The following is a 21,933-nucleotide window of genomic DNA, read 5'->3' as shown; positions in this document are numbered from 1 at the left end:
GCGAACTCGGTGCTGTACTCCGAGCGACTCTGGGTGCCGATCTGGTGGTGGGCGGCCGGCGCGGCCGTGGCGGTGTTGCTGGCTGCGGAGATCCACATGGGTGCGCCCGGCATCCGTGCCTGGCTCCCCTACGTCGTGCTGCTCCCGCTGATCGCGTGGGCATTGTTCGCCTTCAGCAGGCTGCGCGTCGAGGTGGTCGCCGGTACCACCGGTGCCGAGTTACGCGTCGGGTCTGCTCATCTGCCACTCGATGTGGCATCCAAGGCTGCCGTCGTTCCCGCGACAGCAAAAAGTGCGGCGCTGGGAAGGCAGCTCGATCCGCTGGCCTTCGTGCAGCACCGCACCTGGGTGAAGCAGATGGTGATCGTGGTCCTCGACGACGCGAACGACCCGACGCCCTACTGGCTGATCAGCACCAAACACCCCGAGGAGCTGTTGGCGGTGCTGACCGCGCACGGCGTCGAAGCGCGCTGACCTACTGCTCGGTCGACGGTCGAAACCGTCGACACAGACCTGACGCGATCGATCAGGTCTGTGCGGAGAAGGTCACGCCGCGCAGTCGCGGCACATCAGTACACCGTTGGCGTCACTGGCCAGTCGGCTGCGGTGATGGACCAGGAAACAGCTGGAGCAGGTGAACTCGTCGGCCTGCTTGGGAACCACTCGAACAGAGAGCTCCTCGCCGGACAGATCTGCACCCGGGAGCTCGAAGGACTCCGCGGTGTCGGATTCGTCCACGTCCACCACGGCGGACTGGGCCTCGTTGCGTCGGGCCTTCAATTCTTCCAACGAGTCCTCCGACACGTCGTCGGATTCTGTTCTTCTCGGTGCGTCGTAGTCGGTTGCCATTGTCTTCGTACCCCTCATCTTCGTGCGTGTGTGTGGTGGAAGCTGCCGGTGTGGTCGGCTTGTGGCCGTCGGCTGTGAAGAGGGCGCTTGCTCGCTCCCACCGAGTTCGTATCTGTTCGAAAATCGTTCGTCGTCGCGCGGTGCCCGAAACTACACCGGGTAGTTCCCAGAACTCGCCGGTTGAAACCCGATCGAGACCTCGCTCACCAGATCGATTGATGCACCGGCGTCCTATTCTCGAAGCACCGCGGCCGCCAGACAATAGCCGAAGCCGGTCGCAAAGCAGAAACCGAATCGCCGACACGTCCATCACCTGGGTGCACGCCGCATCAACACCGCGATGGTCGGCTTCATTCCGCGCGTCACCGAACAATTCTCGCCGCCGGTTTCGGGCTCCGAATCGGGCATCGCGCACTCGATCGAAGAAGGGTCCGGCCGAGTGTGCCGCCCCCGCGCACCGCGGCCATCTACAGTAGGCACCGCGTCGGTGTGAACCGACTCTGTGGACCGGTCTCGGCGACTGCCGACGGAAAGGCGAAGATCAACTGTGGTTTCTCTGATCACCGAAGGCCATTCGGTCGACGGTCGAGGTCGTCCGTTCCGTCGCCGCCGCGCGTTTCCGATCATCGCTGTCTTCTCGGTGCTGGCTCTGCTCGGAGTGCTGGTGTGGGTCAAGGTGTTCACCACCTCCGAGGCCACCTCGGCAACGGCCGAATGCAATGTGCCCACCACCACCGCCGCGACAGACGGTACGCAGCCCGTAGCGCTCGGCGAGGAAGTTGACCCGACGACGCTGCTCGACGTCGAGCCTGCTGCCCTGTCCGCAACGAAGGTGCGTGTCTTCAACGCGAACGGTGAGCGCGGACAGGCGGCTCTGGTCGCGGCCCAGCTCATCGATTACGGCTTCGCCAGCGCACCGGACGTCCAGGTCGGCAACGATCCGGTCTACGTCGATCAGAACATGCAGTGCCAGGGCCAGATTCGGTTCGGCCCGGCCGGCCTGGCGGCAGCGAGTGCGGTGTCACTGGTCGCGCCATGCGCCGAGCTCATCCAAGATGCCCGCACCGACGACTCGGTCGATCTGGCACTCGGTACCTACTTCAGCGAGATCCAGCCCAACGACGACGCCGAGGAAGTGTTGCGCACGCTCGCCGGAGCCGCACCCGGTGCCGCGCCTGCGCCACTCGATGCCGATCTGCTCTCGGCAGCACGCGAATCGCGTTGCTGACGCAGTAGCGCCGCGTCAGCCCGGAATCGGATCCAGGGCACCCGCGCTGCGCAGTACGGCCACGAAGGCGTCCGCGATCCCCGGAGCAGTTGCCACCGTCACCGCACCCTGCGCACTGGTGCTGTTGGCAGCAGGCAGCCTGATCACTGCGCCTGCCTCGGCCGCGATCAGCGCACCCGCCGCCCAATCCCACGGGCTGAGCCCGTGCTCGAAGTGAGCGTCGACCACTCCGGACGCGACCATGCACAGATCGAGAGCGGCCGAACCGATCCGGCGGATGTCGCGCACCTGAGGCAGCAGTTCGGAGATGATCGCGCCCTGGACCGCGCGACGCCCGGATCCGTAGCCGAATCCGGTGGCCAACAACGTCATCGACACATCGGTGACACCGGAACAGTGCAGCTGCTCCTGGGTACCGTCCGCCCGCTCCACCGTCGCCCCACGCCCCAGAGCGGCCGAGTAGACGAGCTCGCGGGCGACATCGATCACGGCCCCGGCAACACTGACACCGTCGATCTGGACCGCGACCGAGACCGCGTACGCCGGGATTCCGTACATGAAGTTCACGGTTCCGTCGATCGGGTCCAACACCCATCGCACGCCGTCGAGCGAGTCGTTCTCGCTGCCTTCCTCTTCTCCGAGAATCGCATCCTCGGGCCGCAGCTGCGCCAGCATCTCGCGTAGGACACGCTCGGTTTCGGTGTCCACGACGGTCACCGGATCGGTCGGCGTGCTCTTGGACTGCACCGCGCCGTCACCCTCGCTCGAATCGCCGCCGAAGACCTCCGGGCGACGTCGCCTGACGTGCTCGGCGGCTCGCGTCGCGACCCGTACGGCGACCTCGCGCAGCACGCCCACCTCGCGTGTGGTCGATCCCTGTGCTGCCACCGGCGCTTCCGGCAATTGTGTACTGGCGGTGTCGGTCTGCGATCCATCTGGTTTCGGCACGCGTACATCGCAACACACACCGGCGTCCGAGCACCACCGCAGCGACCGACGGTGACGTCACCGTCCCGCAAACGCCGAAACGCACTATTGTTCGGAAGCGACGGCACCACACGGATTCGATCACGCCAGGAGCGGCATCCACATGACACAGGCAGGTTCGGACAACACCACCGCAGCGGCAGCGCGCCACGGGTTCGGCGTCGATGTCGGCGGCAGCGGCATCAAGGGCGGAATCGTGGACTTGAGCACCGGAGAGCTCGTGGGCGACCGCCACAAGATCGAGACGCCGCAGCCGTCGACCCCCGCTGCCGTCGCGCGCACCGTGGCCGAGATCGTCGCGCACTTCGAGTGGACCGGCCCGGTGGGCGTCACATTGCCTGCCGTGGTGACCAACGGTGTCGCTCGCTCGGCCGCCAACATCGACAAGTCCTGGATCGACACCGACGCCCGCGCGCTGTTCGCCGAGGCCATCGGCACCGAGAACGTCACCGTGCTCAACGACGCGGATGCGGCCGGAGTCGCCGAGGACAAGTACGGCGGCGGCAAGGGCAAGGACGGCGTCGTCGTGCTGTTGACGTTCGGCACCGGAATCGGTTCTGCCGTGCTGCACAACGGAGTTCTGCTTCCCAACACCGAATTCGGCCACATGGAGATCGGCGGCAAGGAAGCCGAGCATCGTGCGGCATCGTCGGTGAAGGAGAACCAGGGGCTGTCCTACAAGGAGTGGGCCAAGGAGGTCTCGAAGGTTCTCGAGACGTTCGAGGCGCTGCTGTGGCCGGATCTTTTCATCGCAGGCGGCGGCATCAGCCGCAAGAGCGAGAAGTGGATTCCACACCTGACCAATCGCACCCCCGTGGTTCCGGCAACCCTGCTGAACACTGCCGGGATCGTCGGTGCCGCACTCGCAGCGGACTCCGCCGTGCCCTCCGCCGAGACCGGTACGTCCGCGGGATCGAGGGACTGACACGCGGCTTGCCACCTGCGTATGGCGAGGGTCGGTAACAAACTCCTGAGAGGTCGTTACAATGGTGTGTGCCGGTACGCAGCCGGCCGAATCCGAAGACCTCTCCGCCGGAAACAACTCTGGCGTGACGCCGCACGACTTCGTCACGAAAGGGCGTACGTGGCAGCCACCGATATCCGTCAGACCGTAGATTCCGAAACCGAGTCTGCGACACCTGCACCTGCTGTCAAGGCACCCGCTGCGAAGGCACCGGCAAAGAAGGCACCGGCCAAGCGCGCCGCGGCCAAGAAGGCACCGGCGAAGAAGGCCGCAGCCAAGAAGACAGCAGCAACACCGGCGTCCGGGGACGATGCCGACGAGAGCACTCCCGGGATCGAAGACATCGACATCTCCGAGGGCGACCTCGCCGCTGCCGCCAACGATGTCGTCGAGGTGGTCGCCGCAGGTGACGACACCGAGGAAGACGCCACCGCCGAGCCGACTGCCGAGGACAAGGCGTCCGGCGATTTCGTCTGGGACGAAGAGGAATCCGAGGCGCTCCGCCAGGCCCGCAAGGATGCCGAGCTCACCGCGTCCGCCGACTCCGTCCGCGCGTACCTCAAGCAGATCGGCAAGGTCGCCCTCCTCAACGCCGAAGAGGAAGTCGAACTGGCCAAGCGCATCGAGGCAGGCCTTTTCGCGGTCGAGAAGATGCGCGAGTCCGCGGAGAAGGGCGAAAAGCTCCCCGTTGCGCAGCGTCGCGACATGACGTGGATCTGCCGTGACGGCAACCGCGCCAAGAACCACCTCCTCGAAGCGAACCTTCGACTCGTCGTCTCCCTGGCCAAGCGCTACACCGGCCGTGGCATGGCGTTCCTGGACCTCATCCAGGAGGGCAACCTCGGTCTGATCCGCGCGGTCGAGAAGTTCGACTACACCAAGGGCTACAAGTTCTCCACGTACGCCACGTGGTGGATCCGTCAGGCGATCACCCGGGCCATGGCCGACCAGGCTCGCACCATCCGTATCCCGGTGCACATGGTCGAGGTCATCAACAAACTCGGACGCATCCAGCGTGAGCTGCTCCAGGATCTGGGTCGCGAACCCACCCCCGAAGAGCTCGCGAAGGAAATGGACATCACGCCGGAGAAGGTGCTGGAGATCCAGCAGTACGCGCGTGAGCCCATCTCGCTCGACCAGACCATCGGCGACGAGGGCGACAGCCAGCTCGGTGACTTCATCGAGGACTCCGAGGCAGTCGTCGCCGTGGACGCCGTGTCGTTCACGCTGCTCCAGGATCAGCTGCAGTCGGTACTCGAGACGCTGTCCGAGCGCGAGGCGGGCGTGGTTCGTCTGCGATTCGGCCTCACCGACGGTCAGCCCCGCACCCTCGACGAGATCGGTCAGGTCTACGGTGTGACGCGCGAGCGAATCCGTCAGATCGAGTCCAAGACCATGTCCAAGCTGCGTCACCCGTCGCGTTCTCAGGTACTGCGCGACTACCTGGACTGATTCGTTCGCTCCATCTCGAACAACGACCGCCGATCACAGTGATCGGCGGTCGTTGTTCTGTGCTTCGTCGATGCCGTCACACCTGGGGCACCCCGAACGTTCCGTCCGGCCCCGGCCGATAGTCGAGGACCGCGGTGACGGCCGCGATCGGCAGCGGTCCGTACAGATGTGGGAAGAGCATGGACTCCGGATCGGTCGGCACCCCGGGCTCCCACCGAACGGGTGCGGTCAGACGAGCCGGATCCACGCGCAGCAACACCAGATCGGTGCGGCCGGAGAAGAGCCGATTCGCGGGCAAGTGCACTTGCTCGGGTGTGGACAGGTGCACGAACCCCACGGAATCGTACGAGTCGGGGGTGTAGTCGGCCCGACCACGCATCGCGAGCCACTCCCCTGCCGTACAGATGTGAACGAGGTCGTCCTGCTTGCTGGTCACAGTTCCATTCTGCAGTGTCGAGTGCGCGTCAGGGCGGTGGAATGTCGGCAACGCCGCGATCTCTTCGCGCCGGCAGGCCGCCGACCACCACGGCCGCGATGACGGCCACGATTCCGAGAGCCTCGAGGGCCGTCGGAATCTGGGTCAGCACCACGGCACCGACCACCGTCGCCGTCGCCGGGAGCAGAGCCAGCAGCAACGCGAAGCGGGCCCGGCCCACTCGCACCAGGACGTACTGATCGAGAACGTAGGGAACCACACTCGACAACAGCCCGACGCCCAATCCGAGAACCCAGATCCGCCAGTCTCCCAATGCATCCGAGTGCGCGGCCGCGAACGGTCCGAACAGCGGAACGGCCAGTAGAACGGACGCGATTGCGAACCCGGCAGCCATGTCGTCGAGCCCCTGGCCTGCGTCGGCAACGGACTTACCCAGGACGATGTAGGCGGCCCACAAGGCCGCCGAGCCCAGCGCGAATGCGATTCCTACGAGGCCCACCTCGCCGCCCTCGAACTGCGCGGAAGCGATGGCACCGACGCCGGCCACCACCAGGAGCAGCGCGCACACATCGGCAGGCTTTCTGGACCCGGCAGCAGCGACCGCGATCGGCCCGAGAAACTCGATGGCCACCGCCGCGCCGAGTGGCAGCCTGGCGATCGCCTCGTAGAACATCGCGTTCATACCGATCGTCGCACCGCCGAACGCGGCAGCCGTGATCACCCGTCGCACGGTCCACGCGCCGCCCGCACCGGCGCGGTGCCGCCACGGCCGTCGCCAGAGCACCAACACCAGCGCCGCACCGAACCCGCGCAGCCACGCCACCGCGGCCGGATCGACGGTGTCGAACAAGAACACACCGATCGCCGCACCGACGTACATGCACACCGCGCCGATCACGAACAACGACGGAATACCCAGCTTCGATGCGCCGGAGAGCGAAGTAGAAGTCGAAGCCACACAGGGAACCCTACTGCCGCGACTCACGGCGAACCGTGTCTGCTCTCAGCGAACAGATTTCACGACGTTCCAGCTCGTGAGGCATGTTTCGTGTTAGTGACAACACAAAGAAACGCGCTCGGGAACAACGCGTGACCGCCATACGTCTGACAGAGTGAACGAACCGCGCCATACCGACGCGGCGGACCGGCCCCAGGCGAACGGGACAACCCGCAAGCCAGTACGGAGGAGTCATGCCCGGAACATTGACCAGCCCACAATTGACAGCAGCGGACCGGTGCGACCGGTGCGGTGCAGGGGCTCGCGCGCGTGTCGTGCTCTCGACCGGTGGAGAACTTCTCTTCTGCGGTCACCACGCCACCGAGCACGAAGCCCGTTTGCGTGAAGTGAACGCAACGGTGATGACCGAATCGGACTCCACGGTGTAGCCCACCTTTCGGGTCGGGGGAAACAGGTTCGCCGCGATCGACGAACAACACGAAGAAGACGGACGGTCACCTGACCGTCCGTCTTTTTCGTGCCCGGATCCACCCGGAGAGTTCTACATCTTGCGCAACTGCGCGATTCGCTCACCCAACTGATCGGCCGAGGCCATCGCCGTCGGTGGGCCACCGCAGATACGTCGCAGATCGCCGTGAATCACCCCGTGCGGCTTCCCGGTGCGGTGGTGGTACACCGCGACCAAACTGTTCAGTTCACGCCTCAGGCCGGCCAGCTGGCCCGCACTGGTGGCCCTGTCGTTGACGACTGCAGGTGCCGGAACCGCCGGGCCTGCAGGCGGTTTGTCGATCTGCTCCTGCTGGCGTTGGCGGAGCAGGTCGCGCATCTGCGTCGCGTCGAGCAAGCCGGGCAGACCGAGATAGTCGGCTTCCTCGTCGCTGCCCGAGAACGTCGCGGTACCGAACGAGGAACCGTCGTAGATCACCTGGTCCAGTTCTGCATCCGCACCCAGCGAGGTGTACGCCTTCTCTTCCTCGCCCAGTTCGTCCTTCTGCTTGTTGGCGTCGGCCAACAACTCGTCGTCGAAGCCGTCCTTCTCCCGGTGCGGCTTGCCGAGGATGTGGTCGCGCTGCGCCTCGAGCTGCGACGCCAGATCCAACAGCACCGGTACCGACGGCAGGAAGACGCTCGCCGTCTCACCCTTGCGCCGGGACCGCACGAAGCGGCCGATGGCCTGCGCGAAGTACAGCGGGGTCGACGCACTCGTCGCGTAGACCCCGACGGCCAGACGCGGAACGTCGACGCCCTCGGACACCATGCGAACGGCAACCATCCAACGCTGATCGCTCTTGCCGAACTCGGCGATCCGAGCCGAGGACGTGGGGTCGTCCGACAGCACGATCGCCGGCGTCTCCCCCGTGATCACCTCGATCAACTTCGCGTAGGCCCGAGCCACCGTCTGATCGGTTGCGATCACCAGACCGCCGGCATCGGGCATGCCGCCTGCACGCAGCTGAGCGAGCCGCGTGTTGGCGGCCAGCAGCACTGCGGGCATCCAGTCACCCTGCGGATCCAGTGCGGTGCGCCATGCCCGCGCGGTCTGTTCGGCACTGAGCGGCTCACCCAGCCGAGCCGTGTACTCCTCACCGGCACTGTCTCGCCAGCGCGCTTCACCGGAATACGCGAGGAACACGACCGGACGGACGACGCCGTCCGCAAGAGCGTCGGAGTAGCCGTACGCGTGATCGGCCTTGGACCGCATCAACCCGTCCTGATCCGGTTCGTAGTTGACGAACGGAATGGGACTGTCGTCGCTGCGGAACGGCGTACCGGTCAGTGCGAGACGTCGGGTGGCGTCTCCGAACGCCTCGCGAATTCCCTCACCCCAGCTCTTCGCGTCGCCGCCGTGGTGAATCTCGTCGAGAATCACGAGGGTCTTGCGCGATTCGGTGCGCACCCGATGCTTGAACGGGTGCGAGGCGATCTGCGCATACGTCACGACCACGCCGTGATAGTCGCTCGAGGTCTGACCGGTCGAGTTCGAGAAGCGCGAGTCCAACGCGATGCCGACCCTGGCCGCCGACTCCGCCCACTGGTGCTTGAGGTGTTCGGTGGGTGCGACGACGGTGACCTGATCGACAGTCCGATGGGCGAGCAGTTCTGCAGCCACCCGCAGCGCGAAGGTCGTCTTGCCTGCGCCGGGCGTCGCGACCGCGAGGAAGTCCTTGGGCGAGGCGACGAGGTACTTCGTCAGCGCCCGTCGCTGCCATGCGCGCAGCGGTGCTCCCCCGCTCGCGGGAGCGGGGGTCTGCTCGGTGGATGGTGGTGTCGGATCGAACATGTCAGCGCTCACTGGCCGCCGGTTCCTGGCATCGATGTAAATTCCTCGCGCTCTCGGTAGCCCTGCAGTGTCCGCGGAGGAGCCTATCGCTCCGCACCGACCGATCCCGCATCGCTGGGGTGAGTCGGATGCGACACGGCGAGTCGGCTGTTAGGCGAAGTCGCCTTTCGTCAGGAATGCTGGAGGAACCATGAGCGAGTCTGCAGGCGGAACTCCACCACCGGAACGGTTGTCGGCGAGAAGGCCGCTACACGCGGTGTGGAAAGTGACTCTGCGCACTCTGAGCAAAGCGTGGGACGACTCGATCTTCAGCAAGGCAGCAACCGCCGCGTTCTGGCAGACGCTGTCGCTGCCACCACTGCTGCTCGGTGTGCTGGGCAGTCTGGGACTCGTCGGCGGTTGGTTCGGTCCCAACACCGTCGAGATCATCGAGTCCAAGATCATCACCTTCAGCAACACCCTGTTCAGCGGCAGCGTCGTGGACCAGATCATCGCTCCGACGGTCAAGGACGTACTCGCCCAGGGTAGCGGCGAGATCGTGTCCGTGGGCTTTCTGCTCTCGTTGTGGGCCGGGTCGTCTGCGATCTCGACGTTCGTCGACTCCATCGTCGAAGCGCACGGGCAGGCCGACGCTCGACATCCCGTCTGGCAGAGGTTCTTCGCGCTGCTGCTCTACGTGGGTTTCCTGGTGATCGCCGTCTTCGTGCTTCCGCTCGTCGCACTCGGCCCGGTGTACGTCCAGCAGATTCTGCCGGATTCGTGGATCACCGTCGGCAGCGAAGTCGTCGACTTCTTCTACTACCCGGCCGTCGGGCTGTTGCTGATCGTCGGTTTGACCACGTTGTACAAGGTGGCCTTGCACACCTCGCTGCCGTGGCATCGCTTGCTCGGTGGAGCTCTGCTGGCCGGGGTGTTCTTCATGATCGCGAGCGCGGTGCTGCGCCGGTACCTCGGTTGGGTGACGAGCACCGGGTACACCTACGGCGCGCTGGCGACGCCGATCGCGTTTCTGCTGTTCACGTTCTTTCTCGGCTTCGCCATCGTTCTCGGTGCCGAGTTCAACGCGACGATCCAGGAGTTCTCGCCCGCTCGGGCCACACGACTGGACCAGATGCGGGAGTGGATCGCGGCGCAGGCCGCCACCGACGACAAGCCGTCGGGGCCGGTGACCGCTGTTGCCCGGCGGCTCGCCACGGGGCCGATCAAACTGTCCGGCGACCGAGCCCGTTCGGATCACCCGGAACCGACCCCCGACCGACACCAGGGAGACGGCGGTCAGTCGCCTTTCTTCAGGCCCTCGTAGACCTTCTTGCAGTCCGGGCACACCGGTGATCCGGGCTTCGCGGACTTGGTGACCGGAAACACCTCGCCGCACAGTGCGACGACGTGCGTACCCATCACCGCGCTCTCGGCGATCTTGTTCTTCTTCACGTAGTGGAAGAACTTCGGCCGGTCGTCCTCGGTGGTTTCGTCCGGTGCAATTTCGGGACGGTCCTTCGTCTGAGTGCTCATGAACACAGATTAATCCGAACATCCACAGCGAGGGGTAACCGGTTCCACAGCTCGTCGTATGCATTCTGTGAGCAGTAGTGCCACAGTGGAGGTATGACGAGAACCCCAGGGTTCGACGGAAGCGCGTACAGCGACTCGCCGGATGGGCCCGTCCTGATCACCGAGGCGCAACAGTCGGTCGAGGAGCAGCACAAAGCTCGCGTCCGCAAATACATGTTCATCATGTCGTTCCGCATCCCGGCGTTGGTGTTGGCTGCCATCGCGTACGGAATGTGGATGAATCCGTGGATCTCCATGGCGATAGTCGGAGCGTCCATCCCACTGCCATGGATGGCGGTGCTGATCGCCAACGATCGGCCGCCCCGTACCAAGGACGAGATGAGTCGATACGACTACCGAACCGTGGACAGGCCGCAGCTGGAATCGAGCAACCACCGGGTGATCGAACCGGGCGACGACTGACCCTGTGGATGTCGCCGATGCGACACTTGCGTCGTGACTGCACCCGATTCCACGTCCCCGCTCGTCGTCGCCTGCTTCGCTCTTCGTGATGCCTTCGAGCGGGCGGGGTACGACGCCGACGGTGTACTGACACTGCTCGGCGACGACGCCCACGCTGCCCTGGGTCGCAGCGAGCCGGTGCCGGTACGCAACGCCAGTAGGGACGGGGGTGCGCTGGGCGTACTGGTACGCCTGTTCCTCCTCGTCGACGACTGCCCCGAATCCGATGTCGCCGACGCCATCGCGCCCCTGTCGGTGGCCGACGCCGTCGCAGCCGGGATTCTCACCCGGTCGGGATCGACAGTACGGACGCTGCTCGACATTCGACCGCTCGACGCCGGGCACGGAACCCGGTGGATCGTCTCGGATCCGGACGGCAGCATGCGCGCCGCCGAGACTGCTCCCGACCACGTGCTCGGCGTCGGGCAGGCCTCGTTGTCGCTGTTGCGCGGAACACCCACGTCCCCGGTGACCAGCGTTCTCGACGTCGGTACCGGCTGCGGTGTCCAGGCCGTCCACGCCTGCGGCTACGCGGCGCAGGTGACCGCTACCGACATCAGTCCGCGATCGATGGACCTCGCGGCGGCGACGATGGCGCTCAACGGCCTCGACGTCGAGTTGCTGCACGGTTCGTGGTTCGAGCCGGTTGCCGGGCGTCGATTCGATCGCATCGTCGCGAACCCGCCGTTCGTCGTCGGCCGCGCCGAAGTGGTGCACTCCTACCGCGATTCCGGGCTCGATCTCGATGGAGCGAGCGCTCTGATGATCGGCGGGGCCCCGGACCACCTGACGCTCGGCGGCACCGCTGCCATCCTGGCGTCGTGGGTGCACGTCCGCGGTCAGGACTGGCGCGCGCGGGTGGCGTCGTGGCTTCCCGCGCACGGAGTCGACGCCTGGGTCGTCGAGCGTGACGTGGCCGATCCCGCTCTCTACGTGGGCACATGGATGCGCGACGGCGGACTCGATCCCCGCGATCCCGACGCGGCCGCGGTGGCACAGTCCTGGCTCGACCACTTCGCCGCCGCAGACGTGGAGGGAATCGGCTTCGGGTTCGTCTATCTCCGCAGAACGGATGCGCCGACCGATCTTCTCGCCGAGGAGCTCACACACGGCTTCTCCGACCCCCTGGGCAACGAATCGATTGGGTACTTCGAGCGGCTCGACTGGCTGCGGGAGCACGACATCCTCGACTCGATGCTCACTCTCGACCCGAACACCGCACTCGAACGCGTCTACCTACCCGGCGACGAGGGCTGGGCTCCGGTGGCGGTACGAGTTCATCGCGGGAACGGCCCGCAGTGGCAGCACGACGTCGACGAACTCGGTGCGGCTCTGCTCGCCGGGCTCCGACCCGATGGCCTGCCGGTCGGTGAACTGGTGGAGTTGCTCGCTGCAGCGCACGACGAGGACGCCGAGGAACTGGCAATGCATGCGGTGACGATGATGCAGGGTCTCGTCCGGCACGGCTTGGTTCTGCCGGCCCGATGAGTCCCCGACATCGCCCCACGAGAGCGACCGTTCCCGGCGGCTTCACTTCTCAGCAACTTCTCAGGACGAACATGACGTAATCGCTGGTCACGCGGGTATCTCCAGGATCGGCGTGGGAACTTATCGGAGTCTCCCGAGCGTTGAACCCTGTGAGACACCACCGACCAGGAGGCAAGTCATGACCAGCCCCAGCACCACGATTCGTCCACGGCCCACCGATGCCGATCTGGACGCCCAGAGCCCAGCAGCCGATCTCGTTCGCGTGTACCTCAACGGCATCGGCCGCACCGCGTTGCTGACGGCTGCCGAAGAGGTCGATCTGGCCAAGAGAATCGAGGCTGGTCTCTACGCGAAGCAGGTTCTCGAGAACACGAAGCGGCTGAGTGCGGTCAAGAAGCGCAATCTCGCCATCATCGTTCGCGACGGCAGTGCGGCGCGCAGCCACCTGCTCGAAGCGAACCTTCGCCTGGTCGTCTCTCTCGCCAAGCGCTACACCGGTCGCGGGATGCCCCTGCTCGATCTGATCCAGGAGGGCAACCTCGGGCTCATCCGCGCGATGGAGAAGTTCGACTACGCCAAGGGCTTCAAGTTCTCGACCTACGCGACGTGGTGGATTCGTCAGGCCATCACCCGCGGTATGGCAGATCAGAGCCGCACGATCCGGCTGCCCGTCCACCTGGTCGAACAGGTCAACAAGCTGGCTCGGATCAAGCGTGAGTTGCATCAGCAACTCGGCCGCGAGGCCACGGACGAGGAGCTGTCGAGCGAATCGGGTATCGCGGTGGAGAAGATCGCCGATCTGCTCGACCACAGCCGCGACCCGGTCAGCCTGGACATGCCGGTGGGCAGCGACGAGGAAGCACCTCTCGGAGACTTCATCGAGGATTCCGAGGCGACGTCCGCCGAGAATGCCGTCATCGCCGGTCTGCTGCACAGCGACGTCCGCGTCGTCCTCGGCACTCTCGACGAGCGGGAGCAGCAGGTCATCCGTCTCCGCTACGGCTTGGACGACGGACAGCCCCGCACCCTCGATCAGATCGGCAAGCTCTTCGGGCTCTCCCGCGAGCGTGTTCGTCAGATCGAGCGCGAGGTGATGGTCAAGCTTCGGCAGGGCGACCGCGCCGAGAAGCTGCGGTCCTACGCCAGCTGAGTACAGCCACCGACCGGTGGAGCAGCAGTGACCATCCCTGTTCGCGCCACCTCACGCGGTAGCCGAGCCGACGTTCTCTCCCCCTCGGGACGTCGACTCGGCTGCCGCATTTCTGCATCCGGTCCGATGCGGGCTCAGCGCAAGCGCCGTGGACCCAGGTCGGCCTTGGTCGGTTCGGGCCCGATGCGCACCCGCGCATCGGTGATCTGTGCTCCGTGGGCGGACGCCAGAACCGGCTCGCACGAGATCTCGCGAATGTCCGCGATGTCTTCTGCCAGTGCGGAAATCCGCTGAACCAGGTCGATCAGGGCATTCTTGTTGACGGGCACTGCGTTGCGATACCCGGACAGCAGCGGAGCCGCCTTCGGCGCGTCGATCAGCTGCGCGGCCTCGTCCTCGGTCAGCGGCAGCACCCGGTAGGCACGATCGCCCAACAAGTCCGAGATCACCCCGGCCAGACCGAACGAGATGAGCGATCCGAACGACGGATCGTCCTGCACGCGTACGACGCAGCCGATTCCCTTGACCGCCATGCGTTGTACGTGCAGTAGCGGCTCGCCCGAGTCCGCCGCCAGATTCCGATACGCCACCCGCACCGCGGACGCGTCGGCCATGTCCAGGCGTACTCCGCCGAGATCCGGCCGGTGCCGCCACCGTTCGCCGGTCGCCTTCACCGCCACCGGATAGCCCAGTTCGTCTGCTGCGGCGACGGCCTCGTCCTCGTCGGTCACGGTCCGAAAGGCCACCACGTCGAGGCCGTAGCAGCCCAGCAATTCTGCGGTCTCGAAGTCCGACAGCCACCGTCCGTGACTGCCGGTCGAACGCCATCCCTCGACCAACTGCTTGGCACGGTCGGAGTCGATGCTCTTGGGACGGACGAGATTCGACACCGGCCGCGAACGCCACGACGAGTAACGCCACGCCGCGGCGAGTGCCGCAACGGCACGCTCCGGACTCGAGTACGACGGCACCGAACCACGGACGGGATGTCCCCCCGGTCCGCGGACCGCCAAGACGTCCGGAATGCCCTCGGTAGCGAGGAACGTCGACAGTACGGGCTTGTCGGATCCACGGACGGCGTTGCCGAGCGCGGCCGCGAACGGTTCGACCTCGACCGCGACCGGTGGCACGAACACGACGATGACGGCGTCGATGTCGGACGCGGCCAGCGCCGACGACACGGCTGCGGCGAATTCCTCGGGTCCCGCCTGCGGGCCGACATCGGTCGGATTGCTCGCATGCAGGCCCTTGGCTCGCGCCGCGTCCACTGCCAGCACACCCAGAGCCGTCGAATTTCCCACCACGGCAACCCTCGGGCCGACCGGAAGAGGCTGATTTCCGAACAGGACGGCGCAGTCGAACAGTTCGGAGATGGTGTCGACCTGGATGACCCCGGCCTGCGCGAACAGTGCGCGCACGATCGAGTCGTCGATGTCGGCACCGATCGCGTGTGCGGGCGGCACGGCCCCACGGCCGCTCTTGACCGCGATGATGGGCTTGGTGCGCGCCACCCGTCGGGCGATCCTGGTGAACTTCCTGGGATTACCGAAGCTCTCGAGGTACAGCAGAATGACCTCGGTGGCCGGGTCCGAATCCCAGTACTGCAGTAGGTCGTTTCCGGACACGTCGGCGCGGTTACCGGCCGAGACGAACGTCGACAGCCCGAGCCTACGGTTGGCGGCCTCGTCCAGAATGGCGATGCCGAGGGCACCGGACTGACAGAAGAACCCGACGTTGCCCGGAGTGGGCAGATGCGGAGCCAGCGTGGCGTTCAGGCCGAACTCGGGATCGGTGTTCGCCACACCGAGCGCATTGGGCCCGATCAGCCGCATACCGTGTGCCCGCGCGGCGAGCACCAGCCTGCGCTCGCTCTCCTGCCCCGCGGGTCCGGTCTCGCCGAACCCACCCGACACCACCAGCAGCGCTTTGACGCCCTTGTCGAGGCAGTCGTCGAGTACCGCGTCGATCGCATCGGCCGGTACCGCGGCGATCGCCAGATCGACCGGATCCGGGATGTCGTGCACCGTGGCGTAGGCGCGGACCCCGCGGACGGAACGATGGTCGGCGTTGACGGGATAGACCGGGCCGGTGAAGTTGCCGGCCAGCAAATTCGCGAGAACCGCGTTGCCCACCTTCGAGCTGTCCGTCGATGCACCGATCACGGCCACCGATCGTGGGCTGAGCACGTTGCGCACACTGCGGGCCTCGGCGGCACGCTCACGCGAATTGCGTACCGACAGCAGAGCTTCGCTCGGGTCGATGGCGAACTCCAGTCGCAGCACACCACCCTCGAAGGACCTGCTGACCTGATACCCCGCTTCACGGAAGACGGTGACCATGTTCCGGTTCTCGGCGAGCACCTCGGCGACGAACATGTTCACCCCGTTCTCGGCGGCCGCTCCCGCAAGGTGTTCGAGCAGGATCGGCCCCAGACCGCGGCCCTGGTGCGCGTCGGCGACGACGAAGGCCACCTCGGCTGAGTTGCCGTCCCCCTCGGGCAGTCGTTCGTATCGGCCGACCGCGATGATGTCGTCACCGAGCACCGCAACGAACGCCACCCGGTCGTGGTGGTCGACCGTGGTGAAATTGAGCACGTCGCGCTGGGGCATCGTGGGGTAGGGACCGAAATATCGCAGGTATCTCGTCCGCTCGGACAGCCTGCCGTGGAACGCGACGATGCGCTCGGAGTCCGACGGGACGATGGGGCGTAGGTGCACCACACCGCCGTCGGAGGTCAGGACGTCGGCAACCCAGTGCCGCGGAAAGGATGTCTCGGCTCGCTCTCGGGCCAGGTCCTTGTCGGTCGGGTCCGACGCCGCGACGGCCGGCTCTTCGGCCGAGGGGCTGTCGGTCGGATCAGTCACGCGGGTCCTCCGGATCGAGTCCGAGCAGTGGAAACACTGCTCGACGGGTGGCGATGATCGCCGAGTCGACGCGTTCGAGCGCCCTGTCGGTGCCGTCGGTCCCGGCGAGAGATCCTCCGGGTCCGTCCCAGGCGGGATAGTCGACGTCTCCCCCGTCACCCATGGTCTGCGGCAGGTCGACACTCGGCGCCATGGTCCTTACTCGCTCGCGCCACGTGTCCGGCAGCGCCGACATCGGGTCGATGTCGCGACCGAGAGCGGCAGCGATGAGGTGCGTCCACGACCGTGGAACGACGCGCACCAAGCCGTACCCGCCACCGCCGACGGCCAACCACCGACCTTCGGAATGTTGGTCCGCCAGATCACGCATGGCCAGGAACGCAGCGTTCTGACCGTCGACGGTCAGCGCCAGATCCGCGAGAGGATCTTCGCGGTGGCTGTCGACACCGCATTGGCTGACGATGATCTGCGGCCTGAACGCGCCGATCGCGCCGGGCACGATCGCGTGGAACGCGCGCAACCACAATCGATCTGCGGTGCCGGGAAGCAGCGGAACGTTGATGGAGGTTCCCTCACCGCGTTCGGTTCCCACCTCGGTCGACCATCCGGTGTTCGGCCACAGCGTTGCCGGATGTTGGTGCAACGAGACGGTGAGCACTCTCGGGTCACCGAGAAAGGCCGCTTGAACGCCGTCACCGTGGTGAGCGTCGACGTCGATGTAGGCGATACGGTCGAACCCGTTGTCCAGCAACCACGAGATGGCGATCGCGGCGTCGTTGTAGACGCAGAAGCCCGAAGCCCAGTCGGCCATCGCGTGGTGCATGCCGCCACCGATGCTCACTGCCCGTCGGGCACGACCCGACGCGATTTCGCGAGCGGCGGCCAGCGAGCCACCGGCGAGCATGGCGCTCGCCTCGTGCATCTGCGGAAACACCGGGTTGTCGTCGGAACCGAGTCCGTGGACGACGGCGTCGGGATCGCGCAGGGCCGGGCCCTGGGACGGTGCCTGTTTGACTGCCTCGATGTAGGCGCTGGTGTGAAACCGGAGGAGCTCGGAATCCGGTGCAGCGGCAGGCTCGACCAATTCGATGCCCTCGAGCAGGCCGATGTCGGTGGCGAGCGCCATCGTCAGATCGAGTCGAGTCGGGTTCATCGGGTGGTCGTCGCTCCACCGGTAGCCGAGGTAGTCCGCGCTCCACACGACGATGTCCTCGGGGCGGTTCGGGATGGACGCGGCGGCGCGTGTCGCCTGATCAGACATAGGGACAAAACTACGTTGTCGGGCGGGATGGTGTTGCCGGGTTCCGGTGTTGTCCCGAGAGTCCCCTTGTGAGAAGCCATGGCAAACGACGTCCACCGTTGTGGTGCGCCGCGCCCGCTGCGTCTGGGTGCAGCGCCTATTTCGGGGCGCTGACGGTAGGATCGAACCCGACGAAGGGGTTGAGTGTGAAGGATCTGGTCGACACCACGGAGATGTACCTCCGGACGATCTACGATTTGGAAGAAGAGGGCGTGATTCCGCTCCGCGCGCGAATCGCCGAACGACTGGAACAAAGTGGTCCCACCGTCAGCCAGACCGTTGCTCGGATGGAGCGCGACGGGCTGTTGTCCGTCGCGGGCGACCGACACCTGGAGCTGACAGAGAAGGGCCGAAGCCTGGCGGTTGCGGTCATGCGCAAGCACCGCCTGGCCGAGCGTCTGCTCGTGGACATCATCGGTCTGCGTTGGGAAGACGTGCACGCCGAAGCATGCCGCTGGGAACACGTGATGAGCGAGGAAGTCGAGCGGCGTCTGGTCACCGTGCTGAACAACCCGACCACCTCGCCGTACGGCAACCCGATCCCCGGTTTGGAGGAACTCGGTCTCGGCCGGTCGACTCTGGCACCGGAGGCTCTCATCCGCCTCACCGATGTGCCTGTGGGCCAGCCGACTGCGGTGGTCGTGCGACGCCTCGCCGAGCACGTTCAGTCCGACCCCGAGGTCATCGCGCAGCTTCGCGAAGCGGGCGTGGTCCCCGATGCTCGGGTTACAGTCGAGGCCAAGCCCGGATCGGTCACGATCACGGTGCCAGGACACAGCGGTGTCGACATATCCGAGGAAATGGCGCACGCCGTCCAGGTGAAGAAGGTCTGACCTCACACCGACGACGGCGTTGGACGCGTGTGAGGGAGAACGAACAGTGAAGCTTCTGGTTACCGGTGGTGCGGGATACGTCGGCAGCGTCTGCGCGGCCGTGCTCGTCGAGCGTGGTCACGAGGTCGTCGTCGTGGACAACCTGTCCACCGGTAACCGGGACGCCGTGCCCGGTGGTGCCACCTTCGTCGAAGGTGACATCAAGGACGTAGCCGCGGACGTGCTGATCGGCGGCGGCTTCGACGCCGTCCTGCACTTCGCAGCGCAATCTCTCGTGGGCGAGTCGGTGGTCTCGCCGGACAAGTACTGGAGCGGAAACGTCGTCACCTCGCTGGCGTTGCTCGATGCCATCCGAGCATCCGGCACCGCGAAGCTGGTGTTCTCCTCGACCGCCGCCACGTACGGCGAGCCGGAGAAGACTCCCATCACCGAGGACGCGCCCACCCGCCCCACCAATCCCTACGGCGCCACCAAACTCGCGATCGATCATGCGATCACGTCGTACGCCGCCGCCTACGGCCTTGCCGCCACCAGCCTCCGGTACTTCAACGTCGCCGGTGCCTACAACGGTTTCGGCGAGAATCGCGTCGTCGAGACCCACCTGATTCCGCTCGTGCTTCAGGTCGCTCTCGGACAGCGCGAGAAGATCTCGGTGTTCGGTACCGACTGGCCTACTCCGGACGGTACGGCTGTGCGCGACTACATCCACGTCGCCGACCTCGCCGAGGCACACATCCTCGCCGTCGACGCGGCACAACCGGGCGAGCACACCATCTACAACCTCGGCAGCGGCACCGGATTCTCCGTCCACGAGGTCATTTCGTCCTGCGAGCGCGTCACCGGCCTGCCCATCGCCGTCGAACACGCACCCCGTCGCGCCGGGGATCCGGCCGTCCTGATCGCCTCCAGCGCGCGAGCAATGGAGGAACTGAAGTGGTCGCCGAAGCTGACCGATCTCGATCGGATCGTGGCCGACGCGTGGGCATTCCTCCAGCACCTCGGCGATCGGTCGCACGCAGCGCGCTGACCCACGTCGGCGGCCGATCATCATTGCCGCGAACGGGCCGTCACCGTCGACCGAACGGGTCGCCGGGCAGCCGAACTCCGCAGGCACGTGCACATGCGAAGCCGCTCTCGGCCACTTCGCGAACGAGTTCGGGACCTGCGCCTGCGCTGAGCGATCTGTCCAGCAGTCGCGCCAACGAGTAGGTCTCGTCGGCTTCCAGTGCCGCATCGATCGCGATACGGGCCATCGGCCCATCTCCGCGCACGTAGGCACTGAAGGCCAGAAGTGTTGCGGCGATGGCGCGTTCGCACTTCGGCAGGACGCGGGACATCGTCGCCCAGAACTCTTCGACGAATCCCGCGTCGTCGCCGAGGGTCAGAGCCAGCAGTGCGTCACGCACCTGGACGTGGCCGATCGCGAGCGCGATCCGAGCGATGTCGGTCGGGTCCAATTCGGTGTCGTACGGTCCCCGCGCGACGTACGACAGCACCGACGTCAGCTCGTCGCCACGAGACCGGCCGCCGTCCCGTCGTAGTCGCGAGATCTCGGCGGCAACCGCCCGCACGGTCGCGTCGGGGCCCGGCGCTACGGTCTCGGCCAGCTCGCACCTGGACCGTCGGACGGAGTAGCCGTCGAGCACGCGGGCGACGGTCATCGGCGACGCCGACGGATCCGATATCAGGCCGTGCCGCTGCGGTCCGCGCAACGACCACCAGTCGGCGGCATCGGCGATCTCCGATGCCGCGAGGGCCTCGCTGAGCTGCACTCCGAACGATGCGAGTGTGGCGTCGAGTTCGATCACCAACGCTTCCACGTCGAGCAGATGCGGCGTTCTGACGGTTCGATCGAGCCTGTCGTCGACGAACACGGCCATGACCGCGGGGATGTTCTCCGTAGCGCAGTACCCGGCCAGGTAGCCGATGACGTCGATCATCTCCGGGGTCGCGCGGGTGTGACCGCCGGCGCGCCGATCGACGTGTTCGCCTGCCAGGACGAGGTCGTGACGCATCGTGGGTCCCACGCTGGCACCGCCGTCCTTGACTGCGATGAGCACCATCGATCGATGCGGGTGGAACCCGAGCATGGCCGGTACGGCTGCCATCAGGTCGCTCGCGTGGCCGAGGCGCACGCGATGGCGCGAGTCGAAGTTGTCGTGAGAATTCGTCGGTGTGTACATACCGAAGAATCCTGGCCGGGGTTCCGACGACCGATCGCGTCTCGACCTGGGCTTTCGTACTGCCCTGTGGAGAACCGCCGTGCTGTGGATCGATCGTGTCGCCGGAGCTGTGGACGACCGATTCGCGTCGGTGCCGTCTGCTAGAGCCGCGTCAGCTCTGGCCGACCTTCTGGACTGCCGCGGTGAACAGCTCGTCGAGGGTCATCGCATCGGGCGTGCCCGAGCCGAACGACATGAACGTGGCCGACACGCGCACTCCGTCGATCTGGGCCATCAACGTCAGCATCGACTGCGTGACGGCGTCGCCGCCGGCCCCCGATGCAACGGTCTGCCGGACGGCCAAGGTGTCGTCCGCATCGATGGGCGGTGCAGGCGTCAGAGTGGAGGTCACCGTCGAGGTCGCGCCGGACTTGGTTGCGGTGACCTCGCCGCACTGTTCGAGCTGCTCCTTGCGCGCCGAGAGCGGTTCGTCCACTGCGGTCAATTCGATCGAGATGGTCGACCGACTGTCGTTGTCGGTGCCGACGATCATGGCCGTGCCCGTCGGGCCGAAATCCTGGTCGGCGGGTTTGCAGCCCGCCGGGCTGACCTCGGCACCGGCAGGTATTCCGCTGAGATCGGGTGCGGCCTGCGAGATCGCCTGCTGGGGCAGCACCAGGGCGTCGTACGGGGCCGGGAAGCTGGACGGGTCGATCAGCAACGTGTTCAGATCCACGCCGGACTGCGACGGCGAAGTGGGGGTACCCGCGCTTGGCTCGGGAGTGCCGGTGACCGTGGAACTGCAGCCGACCAGCACGAGAGCTGCGATCGCTGCCGAGGTCGCGGCGATGGACAGGCGGGTTCTGCGTGCGGCGGGGCTCACAAGACGTCCTCTTCGGGTCGGTGGGACGCCGCAGCACACGCTCCGGCGTCCCACCACTGTCTCATTCCGACCACCTCGAACGCGG

The 21,933-nt window shown here is 66.2% G+C and carries 21 protein-coding genes; 11 read left to right on the top strand and 10 right to left on the bottom strand.

Translation table 11 applies throughout. The features are described 5' to 3' along the window. Positions 1 to 9: 9 nt before the first annotated feature. On the top strand, positions 10 to 474 hold the full coding sequence (locus CH302_RS06710; protein WP_037190090.1) for a DUF3093 domain-containing protein: 465 nt from the start codon (positions 10 to 12) through the stop codon (positions 472 to 474). Between the two features lie 72 nt (positions 475 to 546). Here CH302_RS06710 and CH302_RS06705 read toward each other — a convergent pair whose 3' ends face one another. Beyond that, positions 547 to 849 carry a DUF4193 domain-containing protein gene (locus tag CH302_RS06705; RefSeq protein WP_027496891.1) on the bottom strand — a complete coding sequence of 101 codons (303 nt, stop codon included), beginning with the start codon at positions 847 to 849 and terminating at the stop codon, positions 547 to 549. Between the two features lie 547 nt (positions 850 to 1,396). Between CH302_RS06705 and cei the strand changes: the two genes are divergently transcribed. Further along, the gene (gene cei, locus CH302_RS06700) at positions 1,397 to 2,077 is read left to right on the top strand and encodes an envelope integrity protein Cei (RefSeq protein WP_037189472.1); all 681 of its coding nucleotides are present in this window, start codon (positions 1,397 to 1,399) and stop codon (positions 2,075 to 2,077) included. Positions 2,078 to 2,092: 15 nt separating this feature from the next. Here cei and CH302_RS06695 read toward each other — a convergent pair whose 3' ends face one another. Further along, positions 2,093 to 2,965 (bottom strand): inositol monophosphatase family protein, encoded by an 873-nt coding sequence (locus tag CH302_RS06695; RefSeq protein WP_052047568.1) that lies wholly within the window; start codon positions 2,963 to 2,965, stop codon positions 2,093 to 2,095. Positions 2,966 to 3,167: 202 nt separating this feature from the next. On the opposite strand from CH302_RS06695, the gene ppgK reads away from it, so the two are divergent. Together ppgK and CH302_RS06685 are read left to right on the top strand one after the other, a co-directional pair. After that, entirely contained in the window at positions 3,168 to 3,989 is an 822-nt protein-coding gene (gene ppgK / locus CH302_RS06690; protein ID WP_037189473.1) for a polyphosphate--glucose phosphotransferase, read from the top strand. A 159-nt stretch (positions 3,990 to 4,148) separates the two neighbouring features. Beyond that, positions 4,149 to 5,480, top strand: coding sequence for an RNA polymerase sigma factor (locus tag CH302_RS06685; RefSeq protein ID WP_037189474.1), 1,332 nt, complete (start codon positions 4,149 to 4,151; stop codon positions 5,478 to 5,480). A 76-nt stretch (positions 5,481 to 5,556) separates the two neighbouring features. On the opposite strand, the gene CH302_RS06680 is transcribed toward CH302_RS06685, so the two are convergent. Then, on the bottom strand, positions 5,557 to 5,916 hold the full coding sequence (locus CH302_RS06680) for a DUF952 domain-containing protein (protein WP_037189475.1): 360 nt from the start codon (positions 5,914 to 5,916) through the stop codon (positions 5,557 to 5,559). A gap of 28 nt (positions 5,917 to 5,944) precedes the next feature. Then, on the bottom strand, positions 5,945 to 6,874 hold the full coding sequence (locus CH302_RS06675; RefSeq protein ID WP_037189476.1) for an EamA family transporter: 930 nt from the start codon (positions 6,872 to 6,874) through the stop codon (positions 5,945 to 5,947). Between the two features lie 233 nt (positions 6,875 to 7,107). On the opposite strand from CH302_RS06675, the gene CH302_RS06670 reads away from it, so the two are divergent. Next, on the top strand, positions 7,108 to 7,302 hold the full coding sequence (locus tag CH302_RS06670; protein WP_027496884.1) for a DUF7455 domain-containing protein: 195 nt from the start codon (positions 7,108 to 7,110) through the stop codon (positions 7,300 to 7,302). Positions 7,303 to 7,415: 113 nt separating this feature from the next. Here CH302_RS06670 and CH302_RS06665 read toward each other — a convergent pair whose 3' ends face one another. Then, positions 7,416 to 9,155, bottom strand: a complete 1,740-nt coding sequence (locus CH302_RS06665; RefSeq protein ID WP_037189477.1) for a DEAD/DEAH box helicase — start codon at positions 9,153 to 9,155, stop codon at positions 7,416 to 7,418. A 190-nt stretch (positions 9,156 to 9,345) separates the two neighbouring features. Between CH302_RS06665 and CH302_RS06660 the strand changes: the two genes are divergently transcribed. After that, positions 9,346 to 10,458, top strand: a complete 1,113-nt coding sequence (locus CH302_RS06660; RefSeq protein ID WP_052047502.1) for a YihY/virulence factor BrkB family protein — start codon at positions 9,346 to 9,348, stop codon at positions 10,456 to 10,458. On the opposite strand, the gene CH302_RS06655 is transcribed toward CH302_RS06660, so the two are convergent. Then, positions 10,431 to 10,667, bottom strand: a complete 237-nt coding sequence (locus CH302_RS06655; protein ID WP_037189478.1) for a DUF3039 domain-containing protein — start codon at positions 10,665 to 10,667, stop codon at positions 10,431 to 10,433. The two genes, CH302_RS06660 and CH302_RS06655, sit on opposite strands and share 28 nt — an antisense overlap. Before the next feature lie 93 nt (positions 10,668 to 10,760). Here CH302_RS06655 and CH302_RS06650 point away from each other — a divergent pair, with 93 nt between their 5' ends. From CH302_RS06650 to CH302_RS06640, 3 genes are all read left to right on the top strand, one after another. After that, positions 10,761 to 11,129, top strand: a complete 369-nt coding sequence (locus CH302_RS06650) for a DUF3099 domain-containing protein (protein WP_032397916.1) — start codon at positions 10,761 to 10,763, stop codon at positions 11,127 to 11,129. Positions 11,130 to 11,162: 33 nt separating this feature from the next. Then, positions 11,163 to 12,656 (top strand): N5-glutamine methyltransferase family protein, encoded by a 1,494-nt coding sequence (locus CH302_RS06645; protein WP_037189479.1) that lies wholly within the window; start codon positions 11,163 to 11,165, stop codon positions 12,654 to 12,656. 178 nt (positions 12,657 to 12,834) lie between these two features. Further along, on the top strand, positions 12,835 to 13,806 hold the full coding sequence (locus CH302_RS06640) for a sigma-70 family RNA polymerase sigma factor (protein ID WP_032377730.1): 972 nt from the start codon (positions 12,835 to 12,837) through the stop codon (positions 13,804 to 13,806). 134 nt (positions 13,807 to 13,940) lie between these two features. On the opposite strand, the gene CH302_RS06635 is transcribed toward CH302_RS06640, so the two are convergent. Beyond that, entirely contained in the window at positions 13,941 to 16,598 is a 2,658-nt protein-coding gene (locus CH302_RS06635) for a bifunctional acetate--CoA ligase family protein/GNAT family N-acetyltransferase (protein ID WP_094634565.1), read from the bottom strand. Between the two features lie 64 nt (positions 16,599 to 16,662). Beyond that, a complete protein-coding gene (locus CH302_RS06630; RefSeq protein ID WP_052047503.1) occupies positions 16,663 to 17,931 on the bottom strand; it encodes an acetoin utilization protein AcuC in 1,269 nt (422 codons plus the stop codon). A gap of 185 nt (positions 17,932 to 18,116) precedes the next feature. Between CH302_RS06630 and CH302_RS06625 the strand changes: the two genes are divergently transcribed. Together CH302_RS06625 and galE are read left to right on the top strand one after the other, a co-directional pair. After that, the gene (locus CH302_RS06625; RefSeq protein WP_037189481.1) at positions 18,117 to 18,803 is read left to right on the top strand and encodes a metal-dependent transcriptional regulator; all 687 of its coding nucleotides are present in this window, start codon (positions 18,117 to 18,119) and stop codon (positions 18,801 to 18,803) included. Between the two features lie 46 nt (positions 18,804 to 18,849). Then, positions 18,850 to 19,830 (top strand): UDP-glucose 4-epimerase GalE, encoded by a 981-nt coding sequence (gene galE / locus CH302_RS06620; RefSeq protein WP_037189482.1) that lies wholly within the window; start codon positions 18,850 to 18,852, stop codon positions 19,828 to 19,830. Between the two features lie 40 nt (positions 19,831 to 19,870). Here the strand turns inward: galE and CH302_RS06615 are convergent, their stop codons facing one another. Beyond that, positions 19,871 to 20,986, bottom strand: coding sequence for a DUF4192 domain-containing protein (locus CH302_RS06615; RefSeq protein WP_037189483.1), 1,116 nt, complete (start codon positions 20,984 to 20,986; stop codon positions 19,871 to 19,873). 151 nt (positions 20,987 to 21,137) lie between these two features. Continuing rightward, entirely contained in the window at positions 21,138 to 21,848 is a 711-nt protein-coding gene (locus CH302_RS06610; protein ID WP_141216606.1) for a DUF5642 family protein, read from the bottom strand. Positions 21,849 to 21,933: the final 85 nt, after the last annotated feature.

This window comes from Rhodococcus sp. 15-2388-1-1a, assembly GCF_002259145.1.
GTDB lineage: Bacteria > Actinomycetota > Actinomycetes > Mycobacteriales > Mycobacteriaceae > Rhodococcoides.
The sequence above is the reverse complement of the archived record's forward strand: the minus strand, read 5'-3'. Positions and strand labels throughout refer to the sequence as shown.